Here is a 24305-nt window from a genome sequence, read left to right on the forward strand (position 1 = left end):
CATATGGATCAGGAAACAGCAGTGATACTGAAACAGGCATTGTTTCAGTTACAACAATACAGGGAGGCGGAAAAACGCACAACGGAGCCATTGGCAATCGTGGGTATGTCCGCACGTTTTCCAGGCAGCAATAACCTGTCCGGTTTCTGGCAGCAATTACTGAATGGGACAGATAGTATACAAACAGTGCCTGCGTCGCGTTGGAATGTAGATGATTATTACGATCCAAAGCAGGATACTCCCGGAAAAACGTATACCCGGGAAGGTGCATTTATTACAGATATTGATCTTTTTGATGCAGCCTTCTTCGGTATCTCGCCGGTGGAAGCGCTGGCAATGGACCCACAGCAGCGTCTGGTGCTGGAACTTACCTGGAGAGCTTTTGAAGATGCGGGTTATCTGCCGGCTGCTAATCCTGATACAGGAGTCTTTATCGGCGTTTCGAATACGGAATATGCATCTTTGTTAAGCGCTGCTGATACAGACCCTCGTACACTTCCATATTTCAGTACCGGCAATGTACTCAATGCAATTCCTGGCCGCGTATCTTATCAGTTTGGCTTTCATGGTCCTTGTCTGGCAGTGGATACTGCCTGCTCTTCTTCCCTGGTGGCCCTGCATCTCGCTTGTAAGAGTATCCGGAATGGAGAATGTCGTCAGGCGGTTGTTGGCGGTGTCAATCTCCAGTTATTACCTCAGAATACTATCGCCGTATCACAAACGAAAATGCTGTCGCCGGATGGTAGATGCAAAACATTTGATGCATCTGCTAATGGTTATACCAGAGGTGAGGGATGCGGTGTTGTGATTATAAAACCTTTGTCCCACGCTCTGCGTGATAATAATAATATCCATGCTTTACTGATGAGCACTGCCATGAACCATAACGGTAACGGTAGTGGTTTTACGGTGCCGGACAGTCTTACTCAGCAGCAACTGATGCAAACAGCTCTTGAAGCTGCAAATATAGATCCTGCAGGCATCAGTTACCTGGAGGCACATGGTACCGGTACTGCATTGGGCGATCCTATTGAGTGGGCGGCCATTGCGGCTGTTTATGGTAATGCTCCTGGCCGTGAAACGCCTCTTTGGACCAGCACCGTGAAAACAAATATCGGCCATCTGGAAGCTGCTGCTGGTATTGCTGGTTTGATTAAGACTGTACTGACTATGAAACACGGTATTATTCCGGCACATCTGCATTTCCGGCAGCTCAATCCGCATATTTCTGCAGAAGGAACACTGATGTCTATCCCGGTGGTACAACAGGAATGGCAGGCTACACAAGGCCCTCGCCGTGCGGCTGTAAGCTCTTTTGGTTTCAGCGGTACTAATGCTCACGCGATATTGGAAGAAGCGCCTTCTTCTCCACAAACTGATATTGATGATAGTCTTGCAGGTGTTCCTGCTTTGCTGACTATTGCTGCACATACTCCGGTTGCATTGCGGATATTATTAGAAGAATATCTGCAACGTCTGCTACAGCCACTGGAAGTATCATTACCGGTTTTTTGCCAGGCTGCTCAGCGTATCAATACGGACAGAGAATATAGAAAAGCTTTTGTGGCAGAAGATTATGGTTCGCTTGCTGCACAATTGAAACTACATCTGTCTCAGGATATAACTGTGGTGCCACATCCGGGCAAGCAACCATTGCTGGTGCTAACAGGGTATGATAGCAATTCCCTGCCTCAATACCGGGCGCTTTATCATACACTGCCAGCCTTTAAATTGCTGGTCAATCAATATCTTCCACTGCAGCAGTGGGAGGAAACAGCAGTATTAACAAGAGCTACCGCTTTCCTGCTGGAATATTGTCTGGTCCGGTTGCTGCTTTCCTGGGGAATCAAAGTGAAGGGAATATATGCTGTTAACGAAGGTTTATATACTGCTGCTGCAATTTCAGGAATACTAACTACAGAGAATGTTCTTGCAATGCTTGCTGCGAAAGAGTCTGCCGGGAAGTTAACAGCATTCTTACCGCAACAGGCAAAAGTGGCTGTGTTTGGGGGTGAGCGGGATATCACAGTTAACATGCAGCAGTTCTCTTTCTGGGAATCGTTACCCTTGTATGGTGTTGATGAGTCTATACATCTAACAGATGATGCTGTATGGGCGGGGATAGGTCGCCACTGCGCAATAACCGGTGGTAATGGCCACCGTATTACTTCTGCTGCTACCTTGTTACATTTTGTGGCGGCCTGTTACGAAAATGGTAGTACTCCTGAATGGAACAGTTTTTATGAGCATATACCGGTGGCAACACTGGAACAAATGCCGGTTTATCCGTTTCAATACAGTTCTTATTGGCCGGGGATATCACAGGAAAAACTACCGGAACTACCGGTATACGATAAACGATGGGAGCCTCTCATCTTACCAGCTTTGGCTTCCACACTGCCAAAGCAATACTGGGTAGTACTGGGCGGGCATATGCCAGATAATGTTATTCACGCATTGTCGGATCAGGAAATCACATTTATACATTTATACAAAACTATCGGTAACGATGATACGTTACTGTTTTCGACAGACAATAACCACGGGTCAGCATTAAAGGATGTATTGGGAGAACTCAATAGGGTAGATGGCTTGATAGATACATCGCTGTTAGATGTGGCGGTAGAAACTGATCTATACCAACAGGCGGAAGCTGCTACTTTATATCTGCAAAAACTGTCTGTACAACTTCAGGATGTTCACATCCCCAGATTAAAAATTGTATTGTGTACAGCGCAAGATAATATGATTGCTGAAGTATCGTCGGCTGTGTGGCGGGTAATGGGGCAGGAGCTGCCGTTATTCAGATGGCAGCATATGTATTTACCATCTGCAGCAGGCGTTTTACAATGGCAGTTGTGTTTCCGGTCCATTTTAAATACAAATATTCCTGCTGTTCGGATAAATGATACCGGTTGCTTTCAACCTGTTTGCGTACCGGTCGCATTACCTTCAACTTCCCAAAACTTATTTGATCCGGAAGCTGCGTATCTCATAACGGGTGCGAATGGGGCTATAGGGCAACAGTTGGTTCAATGGATAACGGCACAGGGAGCACGCCATTTAGTACTGGCAAGCCGTAAAGGTTTTGCTACGCCGGCACAACAGGACTTCCTTGAAACCCTGCGCCAGCAAGGTATTTTTATTGCCGAATACCATGCTGATTTGTCGGCTGAAGATGAGGTAAATACATTATTACAATCATTTGGAACCGCATTTGTACCAGAACTGAAAGGCGTTTTTCATATTGCCGGGATTACAGATGATGAACTGCTTTATCAGCAGTCTCCTCAGCGTTTGCAGGCTGTTATGTCGGCCAAAGCGGCTTCACTCTGGTATCTGCATAAATATTCGTTGTCCCTGAAACTGGATCATTTTGTAGCATTTTCTTCGTCTTCTTCGCATCTGGGTTTTTCAGGCCAGGGGGCATATGCTGCTGCCAATGCATTTATGAATGCACTGATCAGGCAGCGGCGGCATCATGCGTTACCCGGCATGAGCATTTGCTGGGGGCCATGGAATATAGGAATGACAACTCAGATGTCACCTGCTTACAAATCGCTGCTGGCAAGCCACGGTGTAAGGTTTATTGAGGCAGCGGCGGCGCTGGATATCATGGAACGTTTACTAAAACAAGATGTCACGCCTGTTCCGGTGGTTATTGCTGCCAATGTACAAGCATTAAATAAAGCGTTGCTGACAAACGGTATTGCAAACCAGGTAACAAATGGAAAAGTAGTAAAAGTGATGCCTGAATTTGCTGATTCCCAGGAGGCGCAACGGTGGATGCAACAATACCTGCGAAAGAAATTGGAGGAGGTTGCTGGTATTCCTGCGGCACAAATTTCTGCCGATGTACCATTGGTTTCCCAGGGAATGGACTCTTTGATGGCAGTGCGTATCCAGCAGGAAGTAGCTGCGGCTACTGGTTGCATGATGCACATGGCCGACCTTTTACAGGGAGGAACATTGCGTACGCTCACCACCTCATTATGCCATCAGTTGGAACAACCGCCACAAGCCACTTCATCTGCTGTTAACATTAGTGCGGCAGAAGTAGAAATGTTGGGTGATGACCAGGTGGATACTTTACTCAAAGCCATGTTAGGACAATAATGAATAAATAAGCTGGAACCATGAACGAATTACTATCCTCCCAAAATATTGAAAGCTTATCTCCGGAAGAAAAGCGCGAACTGCTTAAAGCATTACTGGAAAAGCAAACCAGTCAATGGTCACTTACTACCGGACAGAAAGCGCTATGGTACCTTTATAAGCTGAACTCTCAAAGTACTGCCTATAACACCGGCTTTGCATTGCGTATCACTTCTGTGTTGAATATAGATGCATTGCATGTTGCACTAAAAAATATTTATCAGCGGCATCCGCTGCTGGGAGCACAGTTCGTTCTTTCGGATGATGTACCTGTGTGTAAACCGGCAATTATTGTTCCCGAACTGCAGGTTACTAATCTGAATGGCAGGGCGGAAGAGGATATCTATGCAACTGTGCTGGCTGCATATCAGCAGCCTTTTTCACTGGAAACTTCTGCGTCAAGGTGTATGCTCTTTTCGATTGCACCTGCGGACCACATTTTTATGTTTTCCGTTCATCATATCATCTTTGATGATGGCACTACTATAGTACTGTTGCGGGAATTGATGCAGGCATACCGGGAGGCTGCGGGATATGAAGCTGCTGAATGGAGATTGGCAGGGAAGCCGGTTGATTTCGGTCAATATGTTTTGCAGGAACAGTTGCAGCTACAAGGTGAAAAAGGAGCGGCGTTGTATCGTTTCTGGGAAACACAATTGGATACAATGCCGCAAATGCCCCCGTTGTCGGGATATCCGGTTGCTGCACCATCTGGCGGGATTATCAAAAACGAAGTTGGTTTCGCAATATCTGTTGCCAGTTATCAGCACTTAAAAGAGCAGAGCAGGATGCAGGGTGTTACAGTGTTTTCCTGGTTGCTCGCAGTTTTTCAAAGAGTGATTATGCGTTACACAGCCCAGCAACATATCACGGTGGGTATACCTGTTTCCGGCAGGGAGCACAAGGCATTTGCTGATACAGTAGGTTATTTTGTGAATCTGCTTCCTGTTAGCGTGAACAGTACCGGTGCCACAACTTTTACAACATATCTGAATGCATCTGTTGCTGCTTTTTCAGAAGCCTTCCAACATAAAGATCTTCCTTTTGCTACAATAGCTGCAATGCCTGGTGCAAGGGAAAAAGGTGGTGCAGATGGATTGGTCCCTGTTGTATTTAATTACCTTTCTCATAATGGCGGTTGGTCCGGATTAATGGAACAACAGCAGTCTCCGGGTAGTCTTGTCTTTTCGCCTTATCATCTGCCTTCTCAGGAAGATGCATTTGATTTTACTTTCGAACTGAAGGATGAAGGTGGGAGTATATCCGGGAATTGTAAATTCAATGCAGGTAAATATGAACCTGCATTTATACAATCTTTTTGTGAGCTGTTCCTGGATTACCTGGATGTTACATTGGCAACTCCATCTGTGGAATTGAAAGAACTGGATGTTCATCTTTCTCCGCGTATGCGTCAGCAATTAGCTGTATGGAATGAAACCAGAGGAACCTACGCCGGTAATATGACCGTAACGGGAGTATGGCATGAAATGGTTTCCCGCTATCCGGAAAGGAACGCCCTGTTTGCCGGAAATGAATATTATACCTATGCAGCTCTTGATAAAGCGGCGGCGCAGTTAGCGCAATACCTGCAACTGCAGGGTGTAAAGCGGGGCGATCGTGTTGGATTGATGTTGTCGCGTAATGCAGAAATGATCATTAGTATGCTTGGCGTATTAAAGGCCGGAGCAATTTATGTACCGGTAGATCCTGGTTATCCGGAAGAACGTATCCGGGTAATGCTGGAAACTGCGGCGTGCAGTTATCTGATAACTGATACTGATCTCACAGGTGATCAGATAACTTGCATAGGGGCCCGGCAATGGGCAGATATCCGCTCTCTGGAAGGCAATGTAGAAGCTGTGGAGTTATCTCAGGGTGATGGTGCTTATATTATGTACACTTCTGGCTCTACCGGAAGGCCTAAAGGTGTAATGTCGATGCATGGTAATATCGTAAACCTGGTGAAAGAGAACCGTTATGTAAAGGTTGGGCCGGATGATAAATTCATCCTTATCTCAAACTATGTTTTTGATGGTTGTACTTTTGAAATTTTCGGCGCTTTGCTGAATGGCGCTACATTGTACCTGCCTGCTGATGCACAGATATTTGATGCCGGTGCAATTAAACAATTTATCCACCTGCATAATATCAATATTGGTTTTTGGACTACAGCTTATTTTAATCAGTTGATAGATGCCGATCCTGCTGTTATAAGTACGTTTGATTATTTAACAACCGGTGGGGAAGTGATGTCCCGTATGCATATAAGCAAGGCATTTCCATATTGTAAACGCCCCGGTTCATTGATTAACGTATATGGTCCTACGGAGTGTACTACTTTTTCTACCTATTACCCCATCATCAGCTATGATGAATATAGTCCGCAGTTACCAATAGGTCAGCCTTTGTCAAATGTACAAACTTACATATTGGATGAACATCTGAACCCGGTTCCAATTGGTGCACGGGGAGAATTATACATTGGTGGAGCGGGTGTAAGTGCTGGTTATCTGCCGGATAGTATCGTTACGGAAAACCGGTTCATACCTGCACCCTGGGATAAGGATACGCGGATATACGCAACTGGCGATCTGGTTGCTCACAGGCCCGACGGGATGCTTCATTATGCAGGCAGGAAAGATGAACAGCTCAAGTTCCGGGGCTACCGGGTAGAACCGGCAGAGATATCACATGCATTGTGTCAGCATCCCCAGGTATTAACGGCCTGTGTGCTGCATCATGTGGATGCAAATGGCAACAATGGCTTGTATGCTTTTGTGGCAAGTGGCGAACAGCAACCGGAAGAACAAACACTACGTGATTTTCTGATGCAGTTGCTCCCGCATTACATGGTGCCGGCATACTATTATTGTTTGCCGGAATTACCGTTAAATCAAAATGGTAAGGTAGACAAGGGCGCTTTAATAAGGTTGATATCCACACAGATACCGGTACAGCAGGACCCTGCTCAGCCGTTTACGCCTGCGGAGGCGACGGTAGCTGCTATCTGGGAGGAGTTACTGAATAAAACACCTGGACCGGACGACAATTTTTTCGCACAGGGAGGACACTCTCTGCTTGCCTGGCGACTATGTACCCGGCTTACAGCTCATACTGGTGCAGACATACAACTGGCGCAATTTGTCAAAGAACCTACTGTCCGCGCAATCAGTAAGTATATAATGCAGCAACATCAAAAGCCTCCAAATAAAGAGGGTAGGTTAATGAAAGCGGATAGAGAAAAGTTCCGCCATACCCCTTCAAAATAACATTTTTAACATAGCCCTGCTTATCCGGATATATATGGAAAGTAACCTTATTTCACAAGATTTTTTCGCGTTCCCTGTCTCATCTGCACAGAGAAGATTATGGATATTATCCCAGTTTCAGGGAGCCAGTGCTGCTTATAATATACTGGGCGTACTTCATGTTAAAGGCCCTTTCAGGACCGGTTTCTTTAGAGATAGTGTACACTATCTTACACAAAGACATGAGAGCCTGCGTACCGCTTTCGAAAAGGAGGAAGAGATTATACAGGTAGTACATCCGGAAGTGGATGCTGTAATTACCTTTACTACTCTTCCTCATGGCATACCACATCAGGAGGCCCTGCATACCCTCATGGAGCAGGAAATCAACCGCCCTTTTAATCTGGAGGAAGCACCTCTGTTCAGGATCACTTGTGCCGTAGCCGGGAAAGAGGAACACTATATTATTTTCTGTATGCACCATCTCATCTCAGATGGATGGTCCCTGCAGGTATTTATCCGGGAGCTCTCTGCGGCATACAATGCTTTTGCTGCAGGCAATACTCCGGAATGGGATGAACTGCCATTGCAATATGCGGACTATGTATTATGGCAGCAGGAGCAGGCCGATAAAGAACATTCCCAACAGCTTGAATTCTGGAAAGAGAAACTTCGTGATGTACCTGCTATATTAGAATTACCCTCAGATTATACGAGACCGGCAGTACAAACTTTTTCCGGTGATGTGGTAAGGTTAACCCTACCTGTTCCTCTTGCCTCACAAACATTGAAACTGGCGGGTCAGTTGCAGGCAACTCCTTACACGGTATTATTGTCGGTCTTTAATGTATTGCTCTTTCACTATACACAGCAGGAAGTTATTGTAGTAGGAAGTCCGGTGGCCAACAGGCCCCGGCAGGAACTTGAAGATATTATCGGATTGTTTGTAAATACATTGCCGGTATGCTCCCGTTTAAAAGCAGATGCTGGTTTTGCGTCACTGGTAGCTGATACGGCAACCACTGTCCGGGAAGCAATGTTGCATCAGGATGTGGCACTGGAAAAGATCCTGGAGGCATTGCCTATTGGAAGGGTTGCGGGATATCATCCACTTTTTCAGGTCATGTTCAGCCTGCACAATTTTGAAAATAATAGTTTCTCCTGGAATGGATTGGAAACCCGGTTACATGATGCGGAAGGCTTCTTTTCCAAGTTCGATATTACATTGTCTGTTACTCAGCAACAAACACATTTTGAGTTAGTATGGGAATTTAATCCGGATATTTTCAGCCGGAATACCATACAGCGTATGGCTGGTTATTTCTGTCATATCCTGCAACAGGTATGTAATGAACCGGCTATTACTCTGCGGAATATTCAGTTATTGGATCATCAGGAAAAACAGGAACTGCTGTATGCCTGGAACCAAACGGAAACAGTATATCCTGTTGCAAGGTTTGAAACACTGTTTGCAAAACAGGCGGTTTGTTGTGCTGGTAAAATAGCTGTTCAGGATAGTACTAACGGTTATTCATATATGCAGTTAGATCAGGAAGCTAACCGGTTGGCTCATCTGTTGATTTCCCGTGGAGTGAAGGCAGGCCAGCATGTGGCTGTATGCCAGGAACGTAATTGCGGTATGCTTATTTCACTGCTTGGTACAATGAAAGCAGGAGCGGTGTATATACCTATAGATCCTGCTTATCCGGAAGAGCGGAGAAAGTACCTGCTGGAAGATGCTAACATACATTATGTGATCACTGCAAACAATCTGGCTCACCTGTTTGATTCAGATGAAGGAAGAACGATAATTTGTACAGATGTGCTGCAACAGGAACTGGCTGCATGCCCGGATATAGCTCCTATAATATCATTATCGGCTGGCGATCCTGTGTATATGATCTATACCTCCGGATCTACTGGTGCACCTAAAGGAGTACGCATAAGCCACCATGCGCTGGTCAACTTTCTGTTTAGCATGATATCACGCCCTGGAATACACGAAAGTGACCGCTTGCTTGCTGTTACTTCCTTGTCATTTGATATTGCCGGTCTGGAACTGTTCGGGCCATTACTGGCGGGTGCTACTGTGATCATTGCAGACCGGGAGACTGCTACCAGCGCTTCTCTGCTGGCCGACTGCCTGGAGCAGCAGGCCATCACTGTTATGCAGGCTACTCCTGCTACCTGGAACATGCTGCGCGATGCAGGGTGGGAGGGCAAACATACACTGAAAGCCCTCTGCGGGGGAGAAGCATTTCCAAGGCCACTTGCAAACTGGCTGGTAACACAAACAGCAGAAGTTTGGAACATGTACGGACCTACGGAAACAACCATCTGGTCGGCCGTATATCCGGTTAGCATTACCGACGATGCTTCTGTACCATTGGGTAAGCCCATTGCTAATACAACCTGTTACATACTTAATCAGGCTTTACTACCAGTGCCTCCCGGTGTGAATGGCGACCTTTACATAGGAGGCAGCGGGCTGGCTATCGATTACTATAACCGGCCGGAACTTACGGCCGAAAAGTTCATAACAAATCCTTTTGTACCCGGTCAGCTTATGTACAAAACGGGCGATAAAGCCCGCTATCTGTCTGATGGTAATATAGTTTTCAGCGGACGAGCCGACTTGCAGGTAAAAGTGAATGGCTATCGCATAGAGCCGGGAGAGATAGAATATCATCTGTCGGATATAACCGGTGTGAAACAGGCAGTCGTTGTTGCGTTGATGGATAATAACGGCATGCACCGGTTATGTGCTTATATTATTCCCACCGGTACCGTTACGGTTTCTTCGTTAAGAGAAGCTTTACAGCGGCGGGTGCCAGCTCATATGGTGCCCTCACAATGGCTATTGGTAGATGCTTTTCCGCTTACTCCCAATGGTAAAATAAACAGGAAAATATTACAGGAGCAGGAGTTGCAGGCTCCGGTGGCGCAAACTTATGAGCCTCCTGTTACCCTGGGAGAAACCATTCTCTGTAATATCTGGCAGGAAGTATTGCGGGTGGAACGGGTAGGTGTTCATGACAATTTCTTTGAGCTGGGAGGTGCTTCATTGCAGAGTATTAATGTTTGTGCTAAAGCAGCTGCCTCCGGCATGAACCTTACTCCTGAAAAACTGTTCGAATACCAGACGGTGCGGGAGCTGGCACGTTATGCTCCGGTAATTAGCGGGGTACATAGTGCGGCAGTGCCTGAGCTGGAAAAGGAATTGTTGGCAGAATTGTCTGCTACATCAGTTACTACGGCTCCAAAACTGCAACTGCCACAGATACATATAGAAAGTTTCGCCTGTTATCTTCCCGGGAAAACGGTGAATACAAATGAAATAGTAGAGGGCTGTTTGAACAAGATCCGTTTCCCTATGCAACGGCTTACCGGTATACACTCCCGCCGGGAAACTGCGGCAAACGAATGTGCATTTGGTATGGCTGCAAAAGCAATGGAGCATTGTTTCAATATGTCGCGTTATCAGCCGGCAGATATAGATGTACTTATCTCCTGTAATGTATTCCGAATGGACCATCCGGAAGAAGTGGTATTGGAACCGGGTACTGCTATCCGCCTCGCTCATTTGTCTGGTTGTAGTAATGCGGTTACGATGGATCTTTCCAATGCCTGCGCGGGTATCTTCTCCGCTATTGTAATGGCGGAAACAATGATACGCAATGGTACCGCTCAACGTGTCATGCTGGTAAGCGGTGAGTATCTCACCCATCTTACAAATACTGCGCAGAAAGAGATAACGGACTTTATGGATCAGAGTATTTCTGCGCTTACCGTGGGAGACTCCGGTTTGGCAATGATACTGGAGGCTGCACCAGATAATGGAGATGGTTTTGTAGATATTGATATGTTTACAATGGGAGGATACAGTGATCTGTGTATTGTAAAATGTACTAACAAAGAGGAAGGAGGACTGTTGCTTAAAACAGATGCTATCCGTATGGCAGAAGCGGGACATGTAGAGGCTTCCCGGCACGCCTGGCAAACCCTGAAGAAAAATGAATGGCCGGCTGCGTCAATAAACTTCCTCATAATGCACCAGGCTTCCAGTACTACCACTGCTAATACCATGCGCCAGGTGAACCAACTGCTCAATTCAGATTTTGCCAATAAGGAAAATACAATCGATAATATCAAACATAGGGGTAATACTGCTACCACCACTCACTGGATGGCCATACAGGATTATATACTGAACAACAGTATCGGAAACCATGACCGCGCTATGTTGTTTATCAGTGGTTCCGGCCTGAATATAGGGACTGCCTTATATAAATTTGATACACTGCCATCCCGGGTAAAAGCATATTGGCAACAGGGGCAACAGGCAGAGAAACTGACTGTGCTGCCGGAAAAACCAGCTGTTAAACCTTCTCTGCCCGGTGGCGTGCAAATAGGCAGCTTTGCTATAGTTTTAGAGAACAATCCGTCCGGTTCCGCTATCATACCAGCTACCACTGCAGCCCGCCAGTGTCTGGAACAGCAGCCGGAACTGGATAAGGAAGATATCGGGATGGTAATATATACCGGTATTTACAGGGACGAACATCTCTTTGAACCTGCTGTTGCTACCATACTGGCGGGTTCCCTGGATATTAATGCCACAAAAGACCGCGCAAAGGAAGGACTGCACACGCTTTGTTTCGATTTGTTTAACAGTGATCTGGCCTGGCTGCAAGCTTGTTTTATGGCTACCAATGTTATAACCGGAGGACGCACAGAAAACGTATTATTGATCGCAGGGGAAATGGATAATAATGCAATTGTAGCAGGTGCTGTTCCATGTGAAGTACAGGAAGGCGGCGCTGCATATCTGTTGCAAAATACCGGTGCAAAACACAAAGGATTCGGGGCATTCCTGTTCCGTCATTATCCAGCTTTGAAAGATGACATTTACAGCCATGTAAAGCTTAAAGGCAGGCATAGTGTTGTTGAGCGCAGAGAACATTTACAGCGGCAGGAACAGTTGTTACCCTATCTGAAAGAACTGGTAACCGGATTCCTGGAAAGAGAACAATTGTCGTTTAATGATATCCGTTATATTATTCCTCCTTTCCCGTCAGCTGGTTTTACTATCATGTTACGGGATATGCTCGAACTGCCGGATCAGGTAGCAATTGTTAGCACTGAAACCCCGCTGCTGAAGGCATCCCTCACAATGCCGGTATTGCTAGCAGAATTGCTGAAACAAGCGCCCGTCAGCGGCTCGCTGGTGTTATTGATCAGTGCCGGTGCGGGAGGACAGTTAGGCTGTGCTCTTTACCATTGTTAAGTATATCTAACCTATTATTTGAAAACCATTTGAGACCCTTTTTATGTCAGAAACAGAAAAAATAACCATACCAGCTATCCACCATGAGGATATTGATGTGCATACCATTAGCAGGAATAATGGTCACCGGGAGATATTAATTCCTGTGCGGGTGGTAACAGCCACCGCCTTATTTGATGGGCACGATGTTGCTGTTAATCTCATCCGGAGGCTGTTACTGTCTGCCGGGGCAGAAGTGATCCATCTTGGGCATAGCCGCTCCGCAAAAGAGATAGTACGTTGTGCCATACAGGAAGATGCGCAGGCAATAGCTATTACTTCCTATCAGGGAGGGCACCTGGAGTTCTTTAAATATATATACGACCTGTTGCAGGAGCAAAATGCGGGGCATATCCGGATATTTGGCGGCGGTGGCGGAACAATCCTGCCATCAGAAATGGATGCATTACATGCCTACGGAATTGAAAGACTGTATTCCCCGGAAGATGGTCGCGCAATGGGTCTGGAAGGGATGATAGCAGATATGCTGGGCCGATGCCGGCTATCCGTTCCAAAGCCTCCTGAAGAGATTATTCCAATGGTGGGAAACCGGGAAGACAAACACCTGGGTGCATTGCTGACAATGGCGGCAGATCATCCGGGCACCCATACCACCATCAGAGAAGCCCTGTCTGTGCTAACCTCCCAAACGGTACCCGTGATTGGGATTACCGGTACTGGTGGTGCCGGAAAGTCTTCGCTGATAGATGAACTGCTGCGTCGTTTCTGGCAACAGTTCCCTGATAAAAAAGCCGCTGTAATATGTGTGGATCCCTCCCGGAGAAAAACAGGTGGCGGATTGCTTGGCGATCGTATCCGTATCAATTCGGCGGCAAATGAAAATGTATTTATCCGGTCTCTGGCTACACGGGGAGCGTTCAATGCAATTGCTCAGAGCCTGCCGCTCACACTGGAGCTTTGTAAAGGTGCAGGGTTCGATATGATCATTGTCGAAACGCCGGGCATGGGTCAGGCAGATATGGGTATCACAGAGTATGTGGATGTCTCTTTGTATGTGATGACAGCCGATTTCGGTGCGCCTTCCCAGTTGGAAAAAATCAATATACTTGATTATGCAGATGCGGTAGCTATCAATAAATCAGATAAAGGTAATGTTGCAGATGCGGTGGAACATGTACGCCGGCAATATCGCCTCAATCATAATCTCAGGGCACTACAGGATGAAGATATCCCGGTAGTCAGTACCAATGCTTCTGTATACAACGATGAAGGCGTTACTGCTTTATTTCAGTTGCTTTTAAAAGCTATACGCGAAAAAACAGGCTGCCTTTACGGCGGAGAGATAGTTGGTATACAAAAGGCCATGCGCCAGCAGATCATTCCGCCCTACCGTAACGGATATCTGGACGAGATCATTCAGGTATTACACAATTATACGGAAAAGGTAAACCAACAGTCGGCCCTTGCGCAACAGCTGTTTCAATTGAATGGTGCTGCTGCAGTGTTACTTTCGCAACCTTTCGATGTATCACAAAGGGCATTGCTGGAACAGCAGTTACAGCAATCTTTGGCTGCGGCCGAAGAACAATTGGATCCGGCTACCAAAGAAATACTCCGTACCTGGGAGGATATTATAAAGCGCTACCAGCAGGATGAGGCGGTATTACATGTCAATGGTAAGGAAGTAACCTATCAGATGCATGTAAATACCCTTAGCCATATACGTCTTCCCAAAGTGGCCCTTCCTGCATTTAGCAACTGGGGTGATATTGTAAGATGGAGTATGAAAGAAAATATGCCCGGCTATTTTCCTTTTACAGCAGGTGTATTTCCAATGAGGAAAGAAGGAGAGGATGCTGCGCGGTTAACAGCCGGCGAAGGTGGGGCCATCCGTTCGAACCGGCGTTTCCATTATCTTACCAATGGTATGGAAAGCAAAAGACTTTCCACCGCGCACGATGCTGTCACACTGTATGGATTTGACCCGGATTACCGTCCGGATATTTTCGGAAAGATCGGCAGTACCGGGGTAAGCATTTCTACCATCGACGATACTAAAATGCTTTACGCCGGTTTTAATCTTGCCAATCATCATACCACTTCTGTCAATCTTACTATCAATGGTCCTTCGCCCATGATATTGGCATTCTACCTGAATGCTGCTATTGACCAGCAATGTGAACTGTATATCCGCAGCCAGGGAGATACTGAACGCGTAACACGTCAAATAGAAGCCTTATATGAAACATCCGGTTTTACCCGTCCGGCCTATACAGATGCATTGCCGCCAGGTAATGATGGACTGGGCCTGCTTTTATTAGGTGTTAGCGGAAACGAAGTATTACCGGCAGATATTTATGAACGGATAAAAGCCGATACACTGAAACAGGTAAGAGGTACTGTGCAATGTGATATTCTTAAGGAAGATCAGGCTCAGAATACCTGTATATTTTCTACCCAGTTTTCCCTGAAAATGATGGCAGATATACAGGAGTATTTTATTGCACAGCAGGTCCGGCATTTTTATTCAGTATCCGTGTCGGGATATCATATTGCCGAAGCAGGTGCTAATCCCGTAACACAGATTGCATTTACATTGGCTAATGCTTTCAGTTATATAGAATACTACTTGTCCAGAGGAATGAAAATCGATGACTTTGCACCTAATTTTTCTTTCTTCTTTTCAAATGGTATTGATCCTGAATATGCAGTATTGGGACGTGTAGCGCGACGTATATGGGCAAAAGTGCTGAAGTATAAATACAATGCAGTAGAACGTTCACAAAAACTGAAATATCATATCCAGACTTCCGGACGATCTTTGCAGTCGCAGGATATGGATTTTAACGACATCCGTACTACGCTGCAGGCATTGTATGCAATTAATGATAACTGCAATTCCCTTCATACTAATGCAAATGATGAAGCCATCTCTCTGCCTACAGAAACTACTGTGCGGAAGGCGCTGGCCATCCAGAAAATTATAGATAAAGAATTTGGGTTAACAAAAAATCAGAACCCGCTGCAAGGTGCTTTTGTAATCGAACAGCTTACAGATCTTGTGGAGGATGCTGTAATTAAAGAGCTGGAGAATATTGCCCGGCGCGGTGGTGTACTGGCGGCTATGGAAACAATGTATCAGAGAAGCCGCATACAGGAGCAATCTCTCCATTACGAAATGTTGAAACATAGTGGTGCGTTACCGATTGTTGGGGTCAATACATTTGTACAGGATGGTGGTGAAAGTGTATATCCGGCAGAAGCAGTAGTACGGATCACCAGCGAAGAAAAAGCAGCTATTGTACAGCAGAATAAAGCCTTCCGGGCAAGGAATGCCCATCGTACACCGGCAGCGCTGGAACAGTTGTCTAAAGCTGCATACCAGGGCAAAAATATTTTTGAAACCCTGATCGATGTTTCCAGGGTCTGTACGCTGGGGCAGCTCTCCGATGTGCTGTTCCGCTGTGGCGGAGAATACAGACGTAATATGTGATGTTAACCACTATACAATAAAATGATGAAAAGAACTATTACAGCCGCGATCACCGGCATTGCAGGATATACACCTGATTTTGTGCTCACTAATAAAGACCTGGAAGCTATGGTAAATACTTCGGACGAATGGATACATACCCGCACCGGTATCAGGGAAAGAAGGCTGTTGAAAGGCGAAGGAACGGGTAGCTCATTTATGGGCATTCATGCTGCTAAGCGGTTGCTGGAAAAAACAGGTATTGATCCGCTTACAATCGATGTGGTGATTGTAGCAACTGTTACGCCGGACTATGTGCATTATCCCGGTACATCGAACATTATCAGCAAAGCAATTGGTGCTGACAATGCCTTTGCGATGGACCTTCAGGCTGGCTGTTCCAGTTTCCTCTTTTCTATGCAAACAGCTTCAATGTACATTACCAGTGGTCAATATAACAGGGTGCTGCTGGTTGGAGTGGACAAAATGTCGAGCCTTGTCGATTATACTAATCGCGATACCTGCGTGCTTTTCGGAGATGGGGCAGGAGCGGTTTTGATGGAAGCCAATACTGAAGGTTATGGCATACAGGATGCATATATGCGTTCAGATGGTCAGGGGGTAGATTATCTCCGTGTGCCCGCTGGCGGTAGTGTGCTTCCTGCTTCGGCAGATACTGTTATAAATGGGCAACATTTTATGTTCCAGGATGGTGTTCCCGTATACAAATTTGCAGTCAGTAAAATGGTAGAGGCTGGCCAGATGATACTGGAACGCAACAATCTTACGGTTGATCAGATCGACTGGGTAGTGTCGCATCAGGCCAACAAACGTATCATTCAGGCAACGGCAGAACGGTTGCAGATACAGGATGAAAAGCTGATGTTTACTATCCACAAATATGGAAACACTTCCAATGCTTCCATGCCATTATCCTTGTGCGAATATGAATCCCAACTGAAGAAGGGGGATAATCTGCTGTTTGTTTCTTTTGGTGGCGGATTTGCCTGGGGCGGACTTTATCTCAAATGGGCCTATTAAATTTTCAGCATTAACAAGATTCAAATGCAACATCAGCTTTTACACGGAAAGAAGGGTATTATCTTCGGCGTACTCAACGAACAATCTATTGCCTGGGCGGTAGCGCGACAGGCAGTAGCAGAAGGTGCCACTATTGTATTAACCAATACATTGGCAGCAGTCAAGATGGGCAATGTAAGGGAACTGGCGGAAAATATTGGTGCCGGGTTCTTTCCTGCAGATGCTACTAATATTGATGACCTGGAGGCATTGTTCGACTATTGCAGGGATGCATGGGATGGAAAGGTGGATTTTATTCTGCATGCTATTGCCATGAGTCCTAATATGCGCAAGAAACGCTCTTACAATGATCTGAACTATCCAGATTTTATCCGCACTATTGATATCTCTGCACTTTCATTTCACCGTATCATGCAGGTGGCCGTCAAAAAAGATATGCTGAACAGATATGCTTCTATTCTGGCAATTACCTTTATGGCTTCTATGCGCACATTCCCTGATTATGGCGATATGTCTCAGGCCAAAAGTGTATTGGAATCTATTGCACGCAGCTTTGGATATCAGTTGGGCAAGTCGCACGCTGCCAGGGTGAATACCATCTGCCAGGGGCCTACTCCATCCACGGCCGCCAGGGGAGTACCAGGCTTTGATGAACTGAGTAAGTTTTCAGAAATGATGTCCCCGTTAGGAAATCCATCTGTTGAGGAATGTGCGGATTATATCATTACGTTATTCTCCGATTACAGTAGGAAAATAACAATGCAATGCCTCTATCATGACGGAGGATTTTCCGGAATGGGAATGAGTGGGGAGATAGCTGCTTTGTTGTCGGAAAAAGGATAAATGGCCTTCTTAATCCCCTCTTTCAACAGGTGTGATCCTGATCTCCAGTTTCTGACTTCCTCTGATAACATTAATATACTGGAATTGCCCTATTTTATCTTCTGTAAGGACTTTAAACAGCTGATCGCTGGTTTCAACCTGCCGGTCATTAAACGCATAAATGATGTCTCCGTCCAGCAAACCAGCTTTCATAGCAGGACCGTTCCTTTCCACTTTTGTTACAAATAGCGCCTGCTTGTTTTTTAAACCATGAATAGTTTTCAGCTTAGGCACAAGTTCTATCTGTTGCATGTTTACACCAATATAGGCTCTTCTAAATTTACCGAAACGGATCAGCTGGTTGGCAATTGATTTTGCTGTATTAATACTGATGGCGAAACAAAGCCCTTGCGCTCCCTTAATAATGGCTGTATTTACTCCTATTATCTCACCGTCGCTGTTAATGAGCGGACCACCAGAGTTACCCGGATTTAACGCTGCATCCGTTTGAATCATGCCGTCCATTGTTACACCACTTGTTCCCTGGAGTGAACGCCCCAATGCGCTAATTACTCCTGCGGTAACAGTATACTGGAATCCGAGAGGGTTGCCGATAGCTATTGCCATTTGCCCTACTTTTAACTCATCCGAATCGCCCAGTTTAGCTGGTTTATAATCCAGTGCATCTATTTTTAAAATAGCAAGATCTGTCAGCGGATCCTCTCCGGTCAATTCGGCTATAAAAGCCCTTCCATCTTCGAAAACAACCCTTAGCTGGTCTGCATTATGTACAACGTGACTATTAGTAAATAAATAGCCATCAGAAGAAAACAAAAAACCTGAACCTGTACCAGAGGGTGATAGTTTCTTTGTTTTATCGAAATTATATCTCTCGATTTTAACAACCGCAGAACTGACTTTTTCTGTGGCCTGTATGATAGTTTCTGAATAATTATCCATACCCTTTCTTATCAAAGAACTTACCCCATTATTATTGAAGACATACTGGCATATACAATGAAAATATTTCGCCTAAATTGCATAAAGCTGTCTTAATGACAGAGGTTAGGATTACATTAAGCTTTGTTTATAATTATCTTCTGAAACAGATTAATTAACTTTAGCATAAACCCAGCATCCATATGAATAACAGCGAAATCAAAAAAGAAGATATCAAACAGGAAGTGTTTGACCTGTATGATGATTATGCCCATAACCGGTTAAGCAGGCGTGAGTTTATGGAAAAGCTCTCTGTATATGCAGTTGGAACTATTACCACAGCTTCACTAATGAGTTTTCTTATGCCCGATTACCAGAATCCCATCCAGGTAAAGGCAGATGATCCTCGTCTGAAATCAGAATATATCCATTACAAATCCGAAAAAGGTGGCGGAACGATTAAGGCATTATTATCCAAACCGGCTGATGCAACTACGAAGCTGGGAGGTATTATCGTTGTTCATGAAAACCGCGGTTTAAATCCACATATTGAAGATGTTGCCAGGAGAGCAGCATTGGCTGGATTTATATCCATAGCTCCCGATGCTTTAACGCCGTTAGGCGGTTATCCGGGTACGGATGATAAAGGTCGTGAGTTGCAGAGCAAAAGGGATAAAAATGAAATGCTGGAAGATTTTATAGCAGCTTATGAATACCTGAAAAAACATAATGATTGTAATGGCAAAATAGGAGTTGTAGGTTTTTGCTTTGGTGGCTGGATAGCAAATATGATGGCCGTTCGGATACCAGACTTGTCTGCAGCTGTCCCGTTTTATGGTGGTCAGCCGCCAAAGGAACTTGTTCCACAAATAAAAGCGCCACTTCTTTTGCATTATGCGGAACTGGATACTCATGTCAATGAAGGGTGGCCGGCGTATGAAAGTGCTTTGAAAGAGAATAACAAAGAATACACTGCTTATATTTATCCCGGTGTAAATCATGGGTTTCATAACGATACTACTCCCCGTTATGACAAAGCAGCTGCGGAGCTTGCCTGGAAACGTACAATTGAATTTTTTAACGGAAAACTCAGGTGAGAGTAAGGGGCTGACTAATCTCAACGCCTTCATTTTAGTTTTTAGTCAGCCCCTTGGTCTAGAATAATTTCTCTTCCGGTGGTTTTACTCCTGCCAAACGGAGATAAACTGTAGTCTGACCTCTATGGTGAGTCTGGTGTTCGAATCCCTTTGCCAAAGCCATTTTTTTACTCATATCAAAGTGATCAAAAAGTTTCACATGCTCACCCAACTGAGCAGGAGTCATTTTCTTAATACTGTTGATTACATAATCATAGCTTTCCATCACTGTTTTTGTTACATTTTCTTTCGATTTATCGCCAGACTTTTCTAATTCTCCCTGGCCTACCGGACTTTTCTCTCCTATACCGGCAGCTATTAAACCATAATTTGCATCTGCCAAATGAAGCATCTGTTCAGCAAAAGAACGCATTTCAGGCGTCGGTTTCAGAGAGTAGCCAGACTCTGGCATTACATCAAGATATTCTTTTGTATAGGCTTTGGCTCTTTCCCATTCCTTTACTATTTCGTCAGTGGATTCCTGCGCCCGGGCCAGATTGATAAAACTAAAAATAAGGCATAGTGTGGCTAAAAAATGAATTGCTTTCATAACGTTTTTTTAAGTGATTTACTATTATCGAAAACATTAAACAAAATAATAGGCTAATAGTTCTGATAATTGACATTTATTAAAAAAAATAATACCTGATATGCCACCAGGATAAATCAATTAATAGTCGGTAAATTACACGGCTTCAAAGACGTATTTGTATCATTGATCCAATTTAACATTCCTTAAGCAACATGCCGGGTTAACCTTGCTCTTCCAGGAAGATCTAACACTCCGGACTATAAAAATTGTATTTACATGAGAATAATAGCCTGCCTTTTACCAGGTATTTTCCTTACGGTTTTCACAAATACTACACAGGCCCAAAGCAAAAAAGACCTGCCTCCTTCCAATAGCTGGGCAGTAGTGCCGGTAACAGCAGATGGAATATTGAATGAATGGAAAACGCCACTGGAATATTTTGATGACAAGTCCCACCTTGCTTACGAGATATCTAACGACTCAACTAACCTGTATGTGGCTATCAGCACAATGGACGATGCCACACAAGTAAACATTATGCGGGCGGGTATTAGCCTGGGTGTTAATATAAAAGGTAAGAAGAAAATAAATACAGCCGTTACCTACCCGCAGATAGATGGAAGTGTCCTTTTTGCGCAGCGCCGGCATAACGGTAATAGCGCAGGGGGAGATAATGGCGATGATAACATAAACGGCCCTTCAAGGCAGTTCAGGCAAAGACCTGGTGATGTCTATAGCAGACTGGAACCTTATATGGGGAAAGCCGGTGTAAAAGGAATTACAGGACTGCCGGATGGAACTGTGGATGTAACACAGCATAGAACAGGTATTGCTGCCGCACTCTATCTCGGAAAAGATACACTGAATGTAGAATTGGTGATACCATTGGCAAAACTTGGATTAACTCCCGCTTATGCAAAAATGGTCGCCTATAGCATTACCGTAAATCAGGATAACCAGTATGGCGGCTCGGGCAATAATAACCGGGGTGGAACGCGGGGTGGCGGCATGGGCGGTCTGGGATTCGGTATAGGCGTGGGTGGCGGTATGGGAGGCATAGGCACCGGTTTTGGTATGAATATGGGTGGTTTCGGAGGACGCCGGTCTATGAACGGAAATGAAAGGAATAAGAAAAGCACTATAAGAATAAAACAGATATTGGCAAAAGATAAGGTTGTACCATAAAAAGGTGCAATCTTATTTTTCAAATTATTCCCTTTTCAGGCAATACCATTTTCTATCTGAAGATGAAAATTCATTATAAATACTAAACCCTAGCTTTTGATACCATAACATGGTTTTAAAAACTCTTGCTTCTACATACATAGGTCTTTGTTTTAAACGACTATCATCAATAAGATCCATCATCAATGTTGTACCTATTCCCTGATTGCCATAAGCGGGATCTGTTCCTATCATCCATATATAATAGAAAGATATTTTAGGGTGCACCTTTTTTAATTCAGCTTCTCTCTTTAATGCTTTTATCGCATTGTAGAAACCAGTGCAGGTAATTAACAGTTTTATATCCCATAGAATGGTCTTGAGAGTTGTTTTCCTGGTATCCGGAAATATTATTAAAGCAGTAGAATTTTTATCGTCCGATAAATAAACCGATCCAAAGGAATAACTATAATCGAAGGAATATTCCATCAACCGTTTAATCCTATTCATCCTTTTTTTATCCTGGATAACCGTCTCATTTATGGTTTCACTATCATTATACGCTTTTGAAAGTATATTAACCACAATATCCTTATCATTATATTGAGCTTTTAGCATAGGCAATACTACAAACAGTTTTTCATATACCTAAAAAAGAGACATCAAAATCTATTATTTTACGCAATAGGTTAGGGGGTAAAATGTTTCAGCCCTTTGGAAAAGTGAGCTATATATGTTGTGAAAGGTTTGATAATCAGAAAATGTTGTTTGAATTCGTAAATTGTTACACGTATGATGGAAGAAATAACGTACTCACAGGTGACCCTGCATGATCTGCCTGCCGTTGTAAATTTGAGGCTGATTTTTGCCGGTGAATTTACAGGTCCGCAGGCACCGGAGTTCATTGAACTGTTTAAACAACGTAACAAAGAATACCTGGAAAAGGCAATATCAGACCATTCTTTTATCGCTTATCTGGCAAAATGTGGTAATGAGATCGCAGGTATCGGAGCAATGATTTTCAGGGCGCAACCTCCAGGTTTTAAAAACCTTTCCGGGAAGGTAGGTTATGTGATGAATATGTATACATTTCCAGACTATCGCCGTCGTGGAATTTGCTCCGCTATATTAAAGCTGTTGATAGATGAGGCTTATCGTATGGGTATTACGGCCTTTGAGTTGCATGCTTCAGAAGCAGGAGAGTCCGTTTATATAAAAAATGAATTCCTGAAGCACGGAGAACCGACTTACAGAAGGTTTATTAAGTAACGGATCATCATATTAAAGTTTTAATGTGCTGGTTTCTTTTCTTAAATTGAGCCATATTTAATCGTTCAAAATGTCTAAAATCGTTCTTATTACAGGTGCATCAACAGGTTTAGGTGCAGCTATTGCTACTTATTTATCGGCCAAAGGACATATCGCATATGGAGTGTCAAGGAACATACAGCAGGAGGGACAGCCGTTTCGTACCCTTAAAATGGATGTTGGCGACGAATCAAGTATTAAGCAAGCCGTACAAACTATTATTAAGGAACACGGACGTATAGACGTGGTAATTAATAACGCCGGATTAGGCCTTATTGGACCTGTTGAATATCTGTCTATACCCGATGTAATGAAAATAATAGATACCAATGTTCTCGGTGTGTTACGTACTACCCAGGCGGTATTACCATTTATGCGTCAACAGAAATCCGGTCTGATTATTAACATCAGCTCAATAGCTGCAGAAAATGGTTTGCCTTACAGAGCGATCTATAGTGCCAGTAAAGCAGGTGTTGATAGAATGACAGAGGCTCTGCGTGTAGAACTGGCACCATTTGGTGTTCAGGCTTGTTATGTTCAACCTGGAGGTGTTTATACTAACATTAATAATAATCGCATTAATACAGTGTTACCAGCAGGTTCAGAATATAAAGAAAGTTGGGACAGATGTTTTAATATCATTCAGGATAGCGTAAGTAAGGGATTATCCACCGATGCCTTTGGTCCATTAATTGAAAAGATCATCAATACACCCAGGGTAAAGCGTTGCTATAGGATTGGTAAGCCGATAGAGAAATTATCGGTTTTCCTGAAAAAACTACTTCCGGCTCACGTTTTTGAAAAAATGATTAGTAATCATTATCAGATACGTTAGGCTTCAAAGCTTTGAAATAATAAAAACGCAGGATAAAAATGATATCATTTTTATCCTGCGTTTTTTATTGTAAAAAACGTTCGTGTGTCTTTTTAGGGTGTTCGTGCTGGTTTTTTGTGATGCCCATGTAGGTTTCCTAAATAGGAAATGAATGAATGCTTATATTGCAATTACAATCATTTCATTCATCATTAAACCCATTCATAATGAAAAAGACCCGAAATAAAATGTTTCTCTTGAAGGTAAGTTGATAGCAAGTTCGTAGTGTGTTCGTAGTTGCATCACACCTGTAACACTCCTTGAACATACATTGAACACTCTTTGAACACAAACAGCTGTTCAAACAGGGCTCAATTTGTTATTTAT

The 24305-nt window shown here is 44.2% G+C and carries 13 protein-coding genes; 10 read left to right on the top strand and 3 right to left on the bottom strand.

What is annotated here, in order from left to right; all coding sequences use genetic code 11:
• Nucleotides 1-3: 3 nt before the first annotated feature.
• Genes BM176_RS14300 through BM176_RS14325 form a run of 6 tightly spaced genes read left to right on the top strand, consistent with a single transcriptional unit; the run spans nt 4 to nt 18046 of the window.
• The gene (locus BM176_RS14300; protein WP_090104085.1) at nt 4-4116 is read left to right on the top strand and encodes a type I polyketide synthase; all 4113 of its coding nucleotides are present in this window, start codon (nt 4-6) and stop codon (nt 4114-4116) included.
• A gap of 20 nt (nt 4117-4136) precedes the next feature.
• On the top strand, nt 4137-7424 hold the full coding sequence (locus BM176_RS14305; protein ID WP_090104087.1) for a non-ribosomal peptide synthetase: 3288 nt from the start codon (nt 4137-4139) through the stop codon (nt 7422-7424).
• 34 nt (nt 7425-7458) lie between these two features.
• A complete protein-coding gene (locus BM176_RS14310; RefSeq protein WP_090104089.1) occupies nt 7459-12690 on the top strand; it encodes a non-ribosomal peptide synthetase in 5232 nt (1743 codons plus the stop codon).
• 43 nt (nt 12691-12733) lie between these two features.
• Complete coding sequence (locus BM176_RS14315) at nt 12734-16183, top strand: methylmalonyl-CoA mutase family protein (protein ID WP_090104090.1); 3450 nt, start codon at nt 12734-12736, stop codon at nt 16181-16183.
• 21 nt (nt 16184-16204) lie between these two features.
• Complete coding sequence (locus tag BM176_RS14320; RefSeq protein WP_255373512.1) at nt 16205-17203, top strand: beta-ketoacyl-ACP synthase III; 999 nt, start codon at nt 16205-16207, stop codon at nt 17201-17203.
• A gap of 24 nt (nt 17204-17227) precedes the next feature.
• Entirely contained in the window at nt 17228-18046 is an 819-nt protein-coding gene (locus BM176_RS14325; protein WP_090104092.1) for an enoyl-ACP reductase FabI, read from the top strand.
• Between the two features lie 9 nt (nt 18047-18055).
• On the opposite strand, the gene BM176_RS14330 is transcribed toward BM176_RS14325, so the two are convergent.
• Nucleotides 18056-18985, bottom strand: a complete 930-nt coding sequence (locus BM176_RS14330; RefSeq protein WP_090104094.1) for a S1C family serine protease — start codon at nt 18983-18985, stop codon at nt 18056-18058.
• 182 nt (nt 18986-19167) lie between these two features.
• On the opposite strand from BM176_RS14330, the gene BM176_RS14335 reads away from it, so the two are divergent.
• Nucleotides 19168-20061 (top strand): dienelactone hydrolase family protein, encoded by an 894-nt coding sequence (locus BM176_RS14335; protein WP_090104096.1) that lies wholly within the window; start codon nt 19168-19170, stop codon nt 20059-20061.
• 58 nt (nt 20062-20119) lie between these two features.
• On the opposite strand, the gene BM176_RS14340 is transcribed toward BM176_RS14335, so the two are convergent.
• Complete coding sequence (locus BM176_RS14340; protein WP_090104098.1) at nt 20120-20650, bottom strand: DinB family protein; 531 nt, start codon at nt 20648-20650, stop codon at nt 20120-20122.
• Between the two features lie 258 nt (nt 20651-20908).
• Here BM176_RS14340 and BM176_RS14345 point away from each other — a divergent pair, with 258 nt between their 5' ends.
• Nucleotides 20909-21817, top strand: coding sequence for a hypothetical protein (locus BM176_RS14345; protein WP_090104100.1), 909 nt, complete (start codon nt 20909-20911; stop codon nt 21815-21817).
• Nucleotides 21818-21841: 24 nt separating this feature from the next.
• Here the strand turns inward: BM176_RS14345 and BM176_RS14350 are convergent, their stop codons facing one another.
• Complete coding sequence (locus tag BM176_RS14350; protein WP_177230403.1) at nt 21842-22306, bottom strand: GNAT family N-acetyltransferase; 465 nt, start codon at nt 22304-22306, stop codon at nt 21842-21844.
• Nucleotides 22307-22588: 282 nt separating this feature from the next.
• On the opposite strand from BM176_RS14350, the gene BM176_RS14355 reads away from it, so the two are divergent.
• Both BM176_RS14355 and BM176_RS14360 read left to right on the top strand, forming a co-directional pair.
• A complete protein-coding gene (locus BM176_RS14355) occupies nt 22589-23065 on the top strand; it encodes a GNAT family N-acetyltransferase (protein WP_090104104.1) in 477 nt (158 codons plus the stop codon).
• A gap of 70 nt (nt 23066-23135) precedes the next feature.
• Nucleotides 23136-23939 carry an SDR family oxidoreductase gene (locus BM176_RS14360; protein WP_090104106.1) on the top strand — a complete coding sequence of 268 codons (804 nt, stop codon included), beginning with the start codon at nt 23136-23138 and terminating at the stop codon, nt 23937-23939.
• The last annotated feature ends 366 nt before the right edge of the window (nt 23940-24305 follow it).

Origin of the sequence: Chitinophaga sp. CF118 (genome assembly GCF_900112615.1) — a bacterium.
Taxonomy (GTDB): domain Bacteria; phylum Bacteroidota; class Bacteroidia; order Chitinophagales; family Chitinophagaceae; genus Chitinophaga.